This window comes from Cardiobacterium sp., assembly GCF_057314735.1.
In genome coordinates this window covers 22,771-37,565 of the sequence record NZ_DBHKZK010000046.1, presented here as the reverse complement: position 1 = coordinate 37,565, position 14,795 = coordinate 22,771, and the positions used below count along the sequence as shown (strand labels likewise).

Here is a 14,795-nt window from a genome sequence, read left to right as displayed (position 1 = left end):
CCGCTGCGGGTTTCGCCCTGCGGGAGAGGGAGGTCTAAATTGTAAACAGCCCTTAACCCTCTCTCTTGCTTCGCAAACAATGCTTGTCGCTGCGCGAGCTGTCTCAACATGCGTAGGGTGGGGCTTGCCCCACCGCCGCACAACCATGCCGGGTGCCGTCTATGGCGGGTTTGGCGTTGTTTACCATTCGGCGGATAAGCCCCTCTCTCTTGCTTCGCAAGCAATGCTTGTCGCTGCGCGAGCTGTCCCAGTCCCACAGGGACTGGAACAGCTCGCGCAGCGAGAGAGGGGGCATATTGGCTGTTTTCCCGGTTTTCAGTTCCCTACACAAGCACACGGAAAAATGCGATTCCCCAAAATTTTGAACAGATTCTGAAACTTTTGATGAATGGCTATAATGCCGCCACGGTTTTTGTGAAGGAGTACACAATGTCCGAAAGCAAGACGGCCGAGGTGATTTTCCGCGCGCGCGGGCTGACCAAGGTGTACCGCATGGGCGATGTGGAAGTGCGGGCGCTGCGCGGCATTGACCTGGCGCTGTATCAGGGCGAGTTCGTGGTGATGCTCGGCCCCTCCGGCAGCGGCAAATCGACGCTGCTCAATATCCTCGGCGGGCTGGATACGCCGTCTTCAGGCGAGGTCTGGTATCACGGCGAGGATTTGAGCCACGCCGATGATGCGCGTCTGACCCGCTTTCGCCGCGAACACGTCGGCTTTGTCTTCCAGTTTTACAACCTGATTCCCAGCCTGACCGCGCGCGAGAATGTGGCGATTGTCACCGAAATCGCGCCTGACCCGCTGCCGCCTGCCGAAGCGCTGGCGCTGGTCGGGCTGGAGGGGCGGCTGGATCATTTTCCGGCGCAGCTTTCTGGCGGCGAACAGCAGCGGGTGGCGATTGCCCGCGCGATTGCCAAGCGGCCGGTGGTGATGCTCTGCGATGAGCCGACCGGCGCGCTGGATTCTGCGACCGGGGTGCGGGTGCTGGAAGCGCTCGCCACCGTCAACCGCGAGATGGGGACGACCACGGTCATCATTACTCACAACGCCGATATTGCGAAGATGGCGCAGCGGGTGTTGTGGATGCAGGACGGGCAAATCGTGCGCGAGGCGGTGAACGAACGCCCGCTTGCCGCCAGTGAGCTGGAGTGGTGAGATGAAAGCCCTGCACCGCAAAGCCCTGCGTGATTTATGGCGGATGCGCGGCCAGGCGCTCGCCATTGCCCTGGTGATTGCTTCCGGCATCGCCATGCTGGTGATGGCGCAGGCGACGCTCTTGTCGCTGCGCGATACGCGCGATGCGTTTTATCGCGAGACGCGCTTTTCGGAGGTTTGGGTGCAGGCGAAGCGTGTGCCGCAGACCATGCTGGCGCGGCTCGCCGAGATTCCGGGCGTTGCCGAGGTGGAGGCGCGGCTGGTGACGGGCGCGAAGTTGTCGCTGGACGGTTTTGCCGAACCGGCGGAGGCGCGGGTGCAGTCGCTGCCGGATGATGGCGTGCCGCGGCAGAACCGCCTGTTTTTGCAAAGCGGCCGCCTGCCCGCGCCGGGGACGACGCGCGAAATCGTCATCGGCACGGCGTTTGCCAAAGCGCACGGCCTGCAAACGGGCGACACGCTGCAAGCCATTATTTACGGGCGACAGCAGCGCTTCACCATCGTCGGCACGGCGACCTCCGCCGAACACCTTTACCTCATCAGCCCCGGCGCGATGTTCCCGGATGATTTGCGCTACACCGTGCTGTGGCTGCCGGAGCGGGCGCTTGCCGCTGCGCTTAATATGAAGGGCGCGTTCAACGAGGCGACGTTCCGCCTCGCCCCCGGTGCGGATGCGCAGACAGTCATCGCCGCCATTGACCGCCTCCTCGCCCGCTACGGCACCACCGGCGCGACCGACCGCATGGAGCAGGTGTCGCACCGCATGTTGCACGAGGAATTCCGCCAACTGGCGACCTTGACCTGGATGTTCCCGACCATCTTCCTCGCCGTCGCCGCCTTTCTCCTCAATATGGTGTTCAAGCGCCTGATTAGCATGCAGCGCGACCAGGTCGCCATTCTCAAGGCCTTTGGCTACCGCACGGCGCAGGTGGCGGCGCATTACGGCCTCATCGTCAGCCTGATCTGCCTCGTCGGCGTTATTCTCGGCACGGCGGCGGGCGTGTGGCTGGGGCAGCGCCTCGCCGCACTTTATCAAATCAACTTCCACTTCCCCTATCTGCAATTCCGCCTCGACCCGCAAACCGTTGCGGTGGGCGCGGTGGTCAGCCTGCTCGCCGCGCTCCTCGGCAGCGGACGCGCCGTCTATATCGCCGCGCGCGAACCCGTCGCCCAAGCGATGCGCCCGCCCGCGCCCGACCGCTTCCGCCGTACCCTGCTAGAGCGCCTCGGCCTCGCCCGCTATTTCAGCCAACCGACGCGCATGATTTGGCGCCAACTGGAGCGTCGCCCCGGCAAGGCGCTGTTTGCCATCATCGCGCTGGCGGCGGCGGGCGGCATTGTCGTCGTCGGCAACTTCCAGCGCGGCTCAATCAACTACATGATCGGCGTGGAAAACTACCTCGCGCAGCAGCACGACATCAGCGTCAGCTTCATCGAAGACGCGCCGCCGCGCGCCCTCTACGAACTCGCCGCCATGCGCGGCGTGCGTGCCGCCGAAGGCCAGCGCAGCGTGGCGGTGCGCGTCGCCCACGACAACCGGCAGAAGCGCCTCATCCTCGAAGGCATCGGCGAACACAGCCACATGCGCCACCTCATGCGCGCCGACCTGCGCCCGCAAACCCTGCAACCCGGCGGCATCATCCTCGGCGACTACTTTGCCGACTGGCTCGGCGTGCGCGTCGGCGACCGCATCTGGGTAGAAATCCTCGACGGCCGCGGCAAAACCCTGCAAGTGCCGGTAGTACAGACCGTTTACGCCCTCTCCGGCAACAGCGCCTACATGACCCTGCCCACCCTGAACCGCCTCCTCGGCGACGAACGCATCAACGGCGCCCTGCTCACCACCGCCCGCGACGCCGAAGCGCGCATCCAGCGCGAACTCAACGACCGCCCGCGCATCATGGCCGCCAGCACCCGCCGTGGCGCCATCACCGCCTTCCGCGACATGATTGCCCGCGTCGGCGGGACCTTCAGCATCATCGCCGTCTTCATGGGCATGATCGTGAACATCGGCGTCGTTTATAACACCATGCGCATGGCGCTCTCCGAACGCAGCCGCGAACTCGCCAGCCTGCGCGTCCTCGGCTTCAGCCACGGCGAAGTGCGCTACATCCTCCTCGGCGAAATGCATATCCTCGTCCTCGCCTCCCTGCCGCTGGGCGTCGCCTGTGGCTACAGCCTCATCTACGGCCTCGCGATGGGACTACAAAACGACATCTACCGCATGCCCGTCATCATCGCCCCCGCCGCCTACGCTATCGCCACCCTGACCACGATCGCGAGCGCCGCCCTCTCCGCCCTCGTCATCGCGCGCCAACTGCGCCGCCTTGACCTCATCGAAGTCCTGAAAACAAGGGAGTAACCATGCGCAAAACCCTCACCTGGCTCGCCCTCGCTGCCGCCGTCGCCTACCTGGCCTACCTCGCCCTGCGCGAAGAACAAACCCTCATCGCCAGCGCCACCGCCAGCCCGCACGACCTCCAACAAACCTACAGCGAAGAAGGCCGCACCCGCCTGAAAAACCGCTACCACATCCACGCGCCCGTCAGCGGCACCCTGCGCCGCATCACCCTACAAGCGGGCGACACCGTGCGCGCCGGACAAACGCTGGCCGAAATCGAACCCGCCAGCGCCAACCCGCTGGATGCACGCAGCCACGAACAAGCCGAAGCCGACCTGCGCGGCGCCGAAGCCGCACTGGACGCCGCGCGCCAACGCATCACCGCCGCCAAAAGCGCACACACCCTCGCGCAAAAAGAACACCAGCGCCTCGTGCCGCTGGTCAAAGCCCAGGCCGCAAGCCGCGAACAACTCGACCAGGCGCGCGCCCAACGCGACAGCGCGAGTGCCAACCTTGCCGCCGCCCAAGCCGAAGAAAAAATCGCCGCCGCCCGCGTACAATCCGCGCGCGCCCTGCTGGCGAACCATAACGAAGCGGGTGCCGCCGCCGTCGCTGTCACCGCGCCCATTACCGGCGTCATCACCAAACGCCAACACCAAAGCCGCACCCCCATCGCCGCGGGCGAACTCCTGATGGAAATGGGCGACCCGACACAACTCGAAATCGAAGCCGACATCCTCTCCGCCGACGCCGTGCGCCTCGCCCCCGGCACCCGCGCGCGCATCCGCCACTGGGGCGGCGACGACCTCAGCGCCCGCGTGCGCCGCATCGAACCGGGCGGCTTCACCAAAACCTCGGCGCTGGGCGTAGAAGAACAACGTACCCGCGTCATCCTCGACCTCACCAGCCCGCACGCCCAATGGCAAACCCTCGGCGACGCCTACCGCGTCGATATCGAATTCATCCTTGCCGAAAAAAACGGCGCGCTCACCATCCCGCTAAGCGCGCTCTACCGCGACGGCGACGGCTGGGCGGTGTACCGCATCAACGACGCGCGCGCCCGCCACACAGCAGTACAAACCGGCCTGCGCACCGCGACCGACGTCGAAATCACAGAAGGCCTCACCAACAGCGACCGCGTCATCCTCCAACCGGACGAAAACATCCACGACGGCAGCCGGGTACAAACCCCGCCGGAGTGAATGGATGGCGAATTTACAGCCGTCCTCACAAAACCCTGTACGGCGGCGTGCCTTGTACAGAACTTTGCGAGAATCGCCATACAACAACGCTTGCCGCGAGAATCGTGCTGCGGATACCCGCGGAACGGCTCCCTCCCCCTGTGGGGGAGGCAGCAAACCATCCGCGTTAGCGATAGCATACAAAACGACACAAACCACCCCGCCCCGGCAAACATTACACCGCCGTCCACCCCTGCCACGCCCCAGGAAATCCCTGTAAAATGCGCACCTTCTCCACACCCTTTTTCACATTTACCAACACTCCCAGAGGTTACGGACATGAAACACACATGGTTGGGCGCCGTCTTCGCATCGCTCCTGCTCAGCGGCTGCGGCGGCATGATCTATGGCAGCGAAAACGCGCGCGTGGTTGACCGCAACGTGCCTTATGGCCAGCCGGTTGATTTCGGTGGCCAGGGCAATATGCAACCGCCGCCGCAACAGGGCGGCTTCAACTTCAACGGCGGATACGCCGGCAATGGTCAGCCCGTGCCGCCGCCGGTCAATGCGGGCAATGGTTACGGCTTCAACAACGGCCAGCCGATGCGTCCGCAAACGGGACAGGCGCCGGTAAACGCGCCCGTCGCCGCCAACGTGCCCCCGCCCGTCCAGCAAACCCAGGTGCAGGCTGCCAGCCCCTACCAGCCTGCCGCGCCGACCATTGCCAAGGCACCCGCCGCCGCACCCGGCTGGGGCGCGCCTGCCGACCAGCCGAAGGTTACGCCCGCGCCGAACCCGAACCAGCCTGGCGCCGCCGCCATCCGTGATGCCGTCAAAGAAGCGCCGAAAGTCGCCGTGGCCGACCCTGCCGCCGCCGCGAACAACAACAAACGCCAGGCCTTGCGCCCGAACGCGGGCAGTGAGCCCGCCGCCGTGCCGCCGCCGGTTGAAACCCGCGTTGCCAGCAACACCCCCGAACCCGCTGCTGCCGCCGCGCCGAAAGCCGAAGGCGAAACCGCCGTCTCCGCGCTGCTGAAAAAAGCCTCCGGCTCGCTCGGCAAGGGCGATTTGGACGGTGCCGCCGCGTATCTGGAAAACGCGCAGCGGCTTGACCCGAAAAACAGCAAAATCCTCTACGACATCGCCAACATCCGCTACCACCAGGGGCGCTACAAAGAAGCCGAAAGCATGGCAAGCCGCGCCGTGCAGACCGGCGGCAGCAACGCGATGCTGAAAAAATCCTGGTCGCTCATCTCCAACTCGCGCAACAAACTGGGCGACAGCCAGGGCGCGGTACAGGCCGCGACCAAAGCCGCCTCCTACTGACTTGGCCGACATCAAAACCCTGTTCGCCGCGGATGGCGCGCTCTCCGCCGCCGTCAGCGGCTACCAGCCGCGACCCGGACAACAGGAACTGGCCGAAGCCGTCGCCGACAACCTGTCGGACGACGGCATTTTGTTGGCAGAAGCGGGCACCGGTACCGGCAAAACCTTCGCCTACCTGCTGCCGCTGCTCGCCAGCGGCAAAAAAGGGCTGGTCTCGACCGCCACCCGCAACCTGCAAGAGCAGATTTTTACCAAAGACCTGCCGCTGGTGCGCAAAGTGCTGGCCTCCCCGGCGCGCGTTGCCCTGCTCAAAGGGCGGCGCAACTACCTCTGCCACCACCACTACCACCAATACCTCGACAGCGAACCGCACACCCGCGAAGAAAAAGCGTGGCGGCGCGCCATCGAACACTTCTTTGACACCACCGCCGACGGCGACCTCGTCGCCCTGCGCGACGTCCCCGAAGACGCGCCGGTCATCGCCCGCATCACCTCCACCGCCGAAAACTGCCTCGGTCGCGACTGCGCCTTCTACGAAGAATGCTATGTGCAAAAAGCGCGGCAAAAAGCCAAAGAAGCGGACGTCACCGTCATCAACCACCACCTGCTGCTGGCCGACTTCGCCCTGAAAAGCGAAGGCTTTGCCGAAATCCTGCCGGACATCCAGGCATTCATCATCGATGAAGCGCATCACCTGCCGCTGACCGCCATCCACTTCCTCGGCGACCACCTCTCCGCGCGGCAACTGCTCGCCTTCATCAACGACGGCGAACACGCCGCACTGACCGAAGCGCCGGACGCGCTTGATCTGCGCGAAACCCTGCGCGACATCAAACTGCAACACAGCAAAATCCTGCTCGCCGTGCGCCAGCCGCAAGAAACCCGGCTGGACGAAGCCCAACTCTTTGCCAACCGCGACTTCTGGACAGAGCTGCAAACATTGGCGACGCTGTTTGAACTGCTGCACACCCAACTCGCGCCGCAAAAAACGCGCGGCAAACTGCTCGCCCACCTCGACAGCCGTTGCCAGGACTTACAGAAACTCATCGCCGCCTTCCTCGCCGAAGACCAAAACGCCACCCCCGCCGCCCCGGAGCCAACCGACGCAGACGACGAAACCGAAGCCAAACCGCCCGCACCGCGCGCCATCTGGCTTGACGTCGGCCCGCGCCACTACAGCCTCTGCTCCGTCCCGGTCAACGCCGCCGGGCGCTTCGCCACCTGGATTGCGAACAGCAACGCCAGTTGGTCATTCCTCTCGGCAACCCTCGCCGTCAACGGCAGCTTCGACCACTACAGCCGCGAACTCGGCCTCTCCGAATACCGCAGCATCCAGCTCCAAAGCCCGTTTGACTTCCGCCACCAGGCGCTGCTCTACCACCCGCCCGGCCTGCCCGACCCGAACGATGCCGCCTACAACGATGCGCTCATCGCCGCCATCCTGCCGGTGCTGGCGCGCAGCCGGGGGCGCGCCTTCCTGCTCTTCACCAGCTACAAGGCGCTGCACGCCGCCGAACGCGCCCTGCGCGACACGGACTACCACCTGCTCGTCCAGGGGCGGGCGGGCAAAAACGCGCTGCTCGCCGACTTCCGCCGCCACGACCGCGCCGTCCTGCTCGCCACCTCCAGCTTTTGGGAAGGCGTGGACGTGCGCGGCGACCGCCTCGTCTGCGTCGTCATCGACAAACTGCCCTTCGCCGCGCCGAACGACCCCGTCACCCGCGCCCGCCACCGCCTGCTCACCGACAAAGGCCTGTCGCCCTTCATCCACGACACCCTGCCGCAAGCCATCATCACCCTCAAACAGGGCGTAGGCCGCCTCATCCGCGACACGGGCGACTACGGCGTGCTGGTACTCGCCGACCCGCGCCTCACCCAAAAAAACTACGGCCAGACCTTCCTCAACAGCCTGCCGCCCATGAGCAAAACCCGTAAAATAGAAGTCATCGACCGCTTCTTCGCCTACCACGAAAACCCAACCAAACCATGACACTACCCAACAAACACAGCACCCTGATCGCCCTCGACACCTCCGGCCCCGCCTGCTCCGTCGCCCTGCTCGCAGGCGGCAACACCCTGCAAACCTACGAACTCGAAGCACAAAAACACACGCGCGAAATCCTGCCGCTGCTGGACAAACTGCTACAAAAAGGCGGCATCGACAAAAACGCGGTAGAAGGCATCATCATTAGCGCCGGGCCGGGCGCATTCACCGGTCTGCGCGTCGGCGCGGCAGTGGCGATGGGACTGGCCGCCGCCTGGGACGTGCCAATCCTGCCCGTCTCCTCGCTCGCCCTGCTCGCCGCCACCGTCCGCCGCCACAGCGGCGCGGGCAAAATCCTCGCGGTGATGGACGCGCGCATGGGCGAAGTCTATGCCGGACTATATGAGAACGGCGAATGCGTCGGCGCAGACCGCGTCTGCGCACCGGAAGCCATCCCCACCGACTGGTACAACGGCGCACTGGTCGCAGGCGCGGGTACCGTGTACGCCGAGCGCTTCCCGCAAGACGCAAACCTCGCCGAAGACGCCTACATCCCCGAAGCCATCGACGCCTTCAGCCTGCTGGAAACCGCCGACTGGCAACCGCCGCTACAAGGCATCGAACTGCACTACCTGCGCAACGACGTGGTGCAGGCCTGAACCCGCCATGAACAGCGTCCTGCCGTTTACATACACCTTGAGCGCTCAGGTGTATGTAAATGACTTTGCCGCATTAGGCACCATCCCACCAGCACCGCGCTTGCATCCAATAACCCCACCCCAACCCTCCCCCACAGGGGGAGGGAGCCGTTTGGTGGCAACCGGCACTTCTGCCGCTCTCATCAAAAACACAGGAAGCGCACCGGCGCACCGCCACTATCCCAATCCGCCAACCGCCGCCCGAACCCCCACCGTTCTGCCCCCTCCCCCGTGGGGGAGGGACGGGGTGATGGCAGCCAGCACCCCGCAAAGCGACAAATACAAAATCGCCCATCATCCATACTCACCAACTGCCACCGCTCTACCCCCCTCCCCCTGTGGGGGAGGGGCTGGGGGTGGGGTTTGCCCGCATACCTCGCTGGCCAATCGACAACCTGCAAAACCATTTACATACACCCTGAGCGCTCAGGTGTATGTAAAACACCCCGGTACAGAGTGTGTACCGACGCACCACCTCCCGCCAAATTTATCAACCACCGCCCGAATCCCCACCGTTCTGCCCCCTCCCTTGCAGGACGCGCCAGCGTCCGCAGCGGGGAAGGGTTGGGGAGGGGGTAGCGTCCTCGCTTCTGCCACCGATGCGAAGTTGTCCTCTTGCAATCCGGCAACTATCACCCGAATCCCCACCGCTCTACCCCCCCCCGTGGGGGAGGGACGGGGTGGGGGCAGCCAGCACCCCGCAAAGCGACAAATACAAAATCGCCCATCATCCATACTCATCAATTGCCACCGCTCTGCCCCCTCCCTTGCAGGACGCGCCAGCGTCCGCAGCGGGCGGGTTCCCACGCAAAATGCATTCGCATTTTGCGTGGGGCCCGGGGGAGGGTTGGGGAGGGGGTAGCGCGCATGATTTCGCAGCCAATGCCGAATGATCCCCCCTCCACGTTCGCCTGCCACCGAAACCCATATCCATAAAAAACCCTCCTGCAACGCTGCACCAAGACACATCCCAAACAACCCATGACCCCCATCACCACCCGTCTCACCGTCCGCATTGGCGACATCAACTACGGCGGCCATCTCGGCCACGACCGCCTCATCACCCTGCTGCACCAGGCGCGGCTCAACTGGCTGCACGCGCTCGGCGCCGAAGAAACCAACTGCTTCGGCGCAGGCCTCATCATGCGCCACCTCACCTGCGACTACCGCGCCGAAGCCTTCCTTGGCGACGCGCTCGACATCGCCATGCACGCGGGCGACTTGCGCCGCACCGCCTTCACCCTGCATTACCGCGTCTGCCGTGGCGAGACCCTTATCGCCGAAGCCGCGACCGAAATGGTCGCCTTTGACTACCACGCGCACAAAATCATCGCGCTGCCGCCCGCCTTTGCCGCCGCCCTCGGAGAAACCGCATGACCCAAAACCCCAACAGCGTCTCGCTCATCCGCAAGGCCATCATCCTGCTGACCGTGCTCATCGTGCTGGTCGTCCTCCTCCTCATCTTCCAGTTCACCGACATCGCCTTCCGTGTCTGGGACAGGTTGCAACACACCCCGCCCGGCTTCCTCGTTTTCTACCTCATCGTCATCAGCCTGATTGCCGCCGCTGGCCTCATCCTCATCTGGAAAATCTGGACGGTGGGGCGCAACCGCCGCCGGGGCAAAGCCGCCGCGCCAGAGCGCAAACGCTTAAGCCTCGAAGAATTGCAGGCGCGCGCCGCCGCCGCCCGCGCGCAAGGGCTGGACACCAGCGCCATTGACGCCGAAATCGACGCCATCGCCACCGAGCCGCAAGAGCTGGAACTCGCCTTCTTCGGCAAAATCAGCACCGGCAAAAGCTCGCTCATCCAGACCATGCTGCCGCACGCGACTATCGACACCTCCATCATCGGCGGCAGCACCACCACCATCGAGCGCTACCACTACGAAAACGCGCGCGGCCTGTCGCTCACCCTGCTCGATATGCCCGGCACGCACCAGGCGGGCGCGGACGGCACCCTCGACCAGGACGTGATGACCGCCGCGCGCCGCGTGCACATCGTCGCCTACGTCATCGACCAGGACCTCACCGAAAGCGACATGATCTCCATCCTCCGCCTGCACGCCTTTGAAAAACCGATGCTGGTCATCCTCAACAAAACCAACCTCTATAACGCCGCCGAACTGGACGAACTGAAAACCCGCATCCGCGCCCGCCTGCCGGAAGACATCGCCTTCATCACCGCCGCCAGCGCCTACCGCCAACCGGTGCGCCGCCAACAGCCGGACGGCACCGCCCTCTGGGAGGCGCGCGAAGTGCCGGGCAACATCAGCGCACTATTACAAAAACTCGCGCAAATGACCGCCGCGCGCGGCACCCTCACCGCGCGCAACCGCGACGCGCTCATCAGCCTCGCCGACGAAACCCTGACGCAGCGGCTCAACCACTACCGCCGCGAACGCGGCGAAGCGATGGTGAAAAGCTACGCGCGCAAAGCCATGCTTGGCGGCGTCGCCGCCGTCGGCCCCGGAACCGACGTCCTCATCCAGGGCTACCTCGGCATGGACATGTTGAAACACCTCACCAAACTCTACGACGTCCCCACACGCGACATCGACCTGCAAACCCTGGTCGAAGCGGCGAGCAGCAAAGTCAAAACCCACCTCACCGTCATCCTCGCGCTCGCCGGCAACGTCTGCAAAGCCTTCCCCGGCGTCGGCACCGTCATCGGCGGCGCCTCGCACGCCGTCGCCTACGGCCTCATCTTCGAAAGCCTCGGCCGCGCCACCCTGCAAGCACTCGAACACAGCAGCCGGGACACACTCAACACCCAGAACATCATGCAAAACTTTGAGGAACAACTCCGCCATGACCTCGAAACGCGGGCGCAAAGCCTCGTCCGGCTCGCCCTCGGCAGCCGCGAAAAAAACCGCCAAAGCTGAAGCGCACCAAAAAGCCGTCGCCGCCCGCCGCGCCGGCAAAGCCGAAGCGCACCTAAAAAAAGCGCGCGACAGCGTTGCCGCCCTGCTTGACGACAAACGCCTGCCGGATGACGCCAAAGCGCGCCTCGGCGAAGACTACCGCCAACTCCAGCGCCTGCTCGACAAACTCGAACAAGGCCACGTCCACGTCGCCGCCTACGGCCGCGTCAGCGTCGGCAAATCCGCGCTCTTGAACGCCCTTGCCGGCAAAGAAATCTTCGCCACCAGCGTCCTGCACGGCAAAACCCGCCACAGCGAACACACCCTGTGGCAAACCATCGACAGCGGCGGCATCTACCTCATTGACACCCCCGGCATCGACGAAGTCGGCGGCCAAAGCCGTGCCGAACTCGCCGCCCACGTCGCCCGCCAGGCCGACGCGGTGCTGTTCGTGGTGGACAGCGACATGACCCGCGACGAATACCAGGCGCTCATCCAATTACACGAAAAAACCCAGCCGCTCATCCTCGTCCACAACAAAGCCGACCGCCTGACCGCCGCCGACCGCGACAAACTCCTCGCCCACCACCAGCGCCGCGTCGCGGGCATCATCCCGCCGGAACGCATCGTCGCCGCCAGCGCCCGCCCCGACAACTACCTGCAAATCACCACCGGCGCCGACGGGCGCGAACACGAACAAACCATCCAGCCCGAACCCGACGTGGACGCGCTCAAAGCCGTGCTGTGGCAACTGCTCGAAGCCGATGGTAAAAGCTATGCCGCGCTCAACGCCAGCGTCTTTGCCGGCAAACTCTCCGAGCGCGTCGGCCAAGAAATCGTCGCCGCGCGCCAACACCTCGCGGAAAACATCATCCGCCACTACGCGCTCATCAAAGCCGTCGGCGTCGCCATCAACCCCATCCCGGCGGTGGACCTGCTGGCGCTCGCGGCGGACGCGACCATGATCGTCCACCTCTCGCGCACCTATGGCATCGACATCACCCGCCACCAGGCAGGCGAACTCGTGCGCACCATCGCCCTGCAAACCGGCTACCTCATGGGCACCGTCTATGGCATCCAGGCACTCTCCTCGCTCCTGAAAGGCCTGACCGCCGGACTCTCCACCGTACTCACCGCAGGGGCGCAGGGAGGTGTGGCCTACTACGGCAGCTACGTCATCGGCAAGGCGGCGGAACGCTACTTCGCGCAAGGCGCAAGCTGGGGCGCGGGCGGCGCCAAACCCGTCATCGAAGAAATCCTGCGTGATTTGGACAAAGACAAACTCATCCAGGAAGCAAAAAGCTCCATCGCGCAATACCTCGGCAAAAAATAACGCGGCGGACAAACCGCCCTTGCCTGCCCTGCCCGCACCGCGTTACCCTGCCCGGCGCGGAATCCCCCGCGCAACCCACGAGGAAAACCCATGCAAACCCGCCTCCTGCAACACGCCGCCCTTGCCGCCGCCATTGCCCTCTCGCTACAAACCTTTGCCCTGCAACCCGCCGCTGCGCCTGCCGCACCGCCCCAAGTCCAAGAAGCCATCTACGCCGAAAACGCCATCGAACACCCGGTATGGGCGAAAAACGGCATGGTCGCCTCGCAAGAAGCGCTCGCCTCCGCCATTGGCCGCGACATCCTGCAACAGGGCGGCAATGCCGTGGATGCCGCCGTCGCGGTTGGCTTCGCCCTAGCCGTCACCCTGCCGCGCGCGGGCAACATCGGCGGCGGCGGCTTCATGCTCATCCACGACGCCAAGAAAAACGAAACCATCGCCATCGACTACCGCGAAAAAGCGCCAAAAGCCGCCTTCCGCGATATGTATCTCGACGAAAACGGCAACGCCGACGAAGAACGCTCGCGTTACCACGGCCTCGCCGTTGGCGTCCCCGGCACGGTGGACGGCCTGCTGCTGGCGCTTGCCGAACACGGCACGATGACGCGCGAACAAGTCCTCGCACCTGCCATCCGCCTCGCCGAAGAAGGCTTTACCGTCACCCCCGGCCTCTCCAACTCGCTGCAAGGACTCGCCGAACGGATGACCAAATGGCCGAGCACCGCCAAAATCTTCTACCACGCAGACGGGCGCGCGCTGCAACCCGGCGAAACCCTGAAACAGCCTGAGCTCGCCGCCTCGCTACGCCGCATCGCCGCACAAGGCCGCGACGGCTTCTACCAGGGCGAGACCGCCGACAAAATCATCGCCGCCATCAAAGGCGCGGGCGGCACCATGACCGCCGAAGACCTGCGCGACTACCACAGCGTCAAACGCGAGCCGGTGCGCGGCGATTACCGCGGCTATGAAATCGTCTCCATGCCGCCGCCCTCCTCCGGTGGCATCCACATCATCCAAATCCTCAACATCCTCGAAGGCTACGACCTGCACGCGAGCGGCGCCAATACCGCCAAAACCATCCACCTCATGGCAGAAGCGATGCAGCTTGCCTACGCCGACCGTGCCGAATACCTCGGCGACCCGGACTTCATCAAAATCCCGGTCAAAGGCCTCACCAGCCAAAAATACGCCGACAGCTTGCGCGCCAAAATTGACCCCGACAAAGCGCGCCCCGGTGCAGAAATCCGCCACAGCGACCCGCTGCCGTACGAAAGCGACCAGACCACGCACTACTCCGTGGTCGATAAAGACGGCAACGCGGTGGCGAACACCTATACCCTGAACTTCAGCTACGGCACCGGGCTGGTCGCCGAAGGCACCGGCATCCTGCTCAACAACGAAATGGATGACTTCTCCGCCAAACCGGGTGTGCCGAACGGCTACGGCCTCATCGGCGGCGACGCCAACGCGGTGGAGGCGGGCAAACGGCCACTCTCCTCAATGAGCCCGACCATCGTCTTCAAGGACGGCAAACCCTTCCTCGTCACCGGCAGCCCCGGCGGCAGCCGCATCATCACCACCGTGCTGCAAATCATCAGCAACGTCATCGACCACGACATGAACATCGCCGAAGCGACGCACGCGCCGCGCATCCACGACCAGTGGACGCCAGACGAAATCCGCGTTGAGCACGCGCTGAACGCCGACACCGTCCGCCTGCTGGAAAACATGGGACACAAAGTCGAACGCAAATCGGCGATGGGCTCAACCCAGTCGATCATGGTCACGCCGGAAGGCCTCTACGGCGCTTCCGACCCGCGCATCGAAGATGCGGCGACGGTGGGCTACTGACACCTGTCTTGCACGCAAAAGAAAACCGCCCTCCGGGGCGGTTTTCTTTTAATGACGGCGACGGCTCT

At 64.6% G+C, this 14,795-nt stretch carries 10 protein-coding genes; all 10 read left to right on the top strand.

Features of this window, described 5'->3' with window-relative positions; genetic code table 11:
• The first annotated feature begins 429 nt into the window (after nt 1–429).
• The 10 genes from ACO54Z_RS05490 to ggt all read left to right on the top strand — a co-directional run bounded on the left by ACO54Z_RS05490 (nt 430) and on the right by ggt (nt 14,727).
• Nucleotides 430–1,152: an ABC transporter ATP-binding protein gene (locus ACO54Z_RS05490; protein ID WP_485996112.1), complete on the top strand. Its 723-nt coding sequence runs from the start codon at nt 430–432 to the stop codon at nt 1,150–1,152.
• A gap of 1 nt (nt 1,153) precedes the next feature.
• A complete protein-coding gene (locus ACO54Z_RS05485; protein WP_485996111.1) occupies nt 1,154–3,514 on the top strand; it encodes an ABC transporter permease in 2,361 nt (786 codons plus the stop codon).
• A gap of 2 nt (nt 3,515–3,516) precedes the next feature.
• The gene (locus ACO54Z_RS05480; RefSeq protein ID WP_485996110.1) at nt 3,517–4,695 is read left to right on the top strand and encodes an efflux RND transporter periplasmic adaptor subunit; all 1,179 of its coding nucleotides are present in this window, start codon (nt 3,517–3,519) and stop codon (nt 4,693–4,695) included.
• Between the two features lie 318 nt (nt 4,696–5,013).
• Nucleotides 5,014–6,000, top strand: a complete 987-nt coding sequence (locus ACO54Z_RS05475) for a tetratricopeptide repeat protein (protein ID WP_485996109.1) — start codon at nt 5,014–5,016, stop codon at nt 5,998–6,000.
• Between the two features lies 1 nt (nt 6,001).
• A complete protein-coding gene (gene yoaA, locus ACO54Z_RS05470; protein ID WP_485996108.1) occupies nt 6,002–7,990 on the top strand; it encodes a DNA repair helicase YoaA in 1,989 nt (662 codons plus the stop codon).
• Entirely contained in the window at nt 7,987–8,643 is a 657-nt protein-coding gene (tsaB, locus tag ACO54Z_RS05465) for a tRNA (adenosine(37)-N6)-threonylcarbamoyltransferase complex dimerization subunit type 1 TsaB (protein ID WP_485996107.1), read from the top strand. Before yoaA ends, tsaB begins: the two co-directional genes overlap by 4 nt.
• Before the next feature lie 1,020 nt (nt 8,644–9,663).
• A complete protein-coding gene (locus ACO54Z_RS05460) occupies nt 9,664–10,059 on the top strand; it encodes an acyl-CoA thioesterase (protein ID WP_485996106.1) in 396 nt (131 codons plus the stop codon).
• Nucleotides 10,056–11,564, top strand: coding sequence for a GTPase (locus tag ACO54Z_RS05455; protein WP_485996105.1), 1,509 nt, complete (start codon nt 10,056–10,058; stop codon nt 11,562–11,564). The genes ACO54Z_RS05460 and ACO54Z_RS05455 overlap by 4 nt, the downstream gene beginning before the upstream one ends.
• Nucleotides 11,491–12,876: a DUF697 domain-containing protein gene (locus ACO54Z_RS05450; protein WP_485996104.1), complete on the top strand. Its 1,386-nt coding sequence runs from the start codon at nt 11,491–11,493 to the stop codon at nt 12,874–12,876. The genes ACO54Z_RS05455 and ACO54Z_RS05450 overlap by 74 nt, the downstream gene beginning before the upstream one ends.
• A gap of 90 nt (nt 12,877–12,966) precedes the next feature.
• Nucleotides 12,967–14,727, top strand: a complete 1,761-nt coding sequence (gene ggt / locus ACO54Z_RS05445; RefSeq protein ID WP_485996103.1) for a gamma-glutamyltransferase — start codon at nt 12,967–12,969, stop codon at nt 14,725–14,727.
• Nucleotides 14,728–14,795 lie beyond the last annotated feature (68 nt).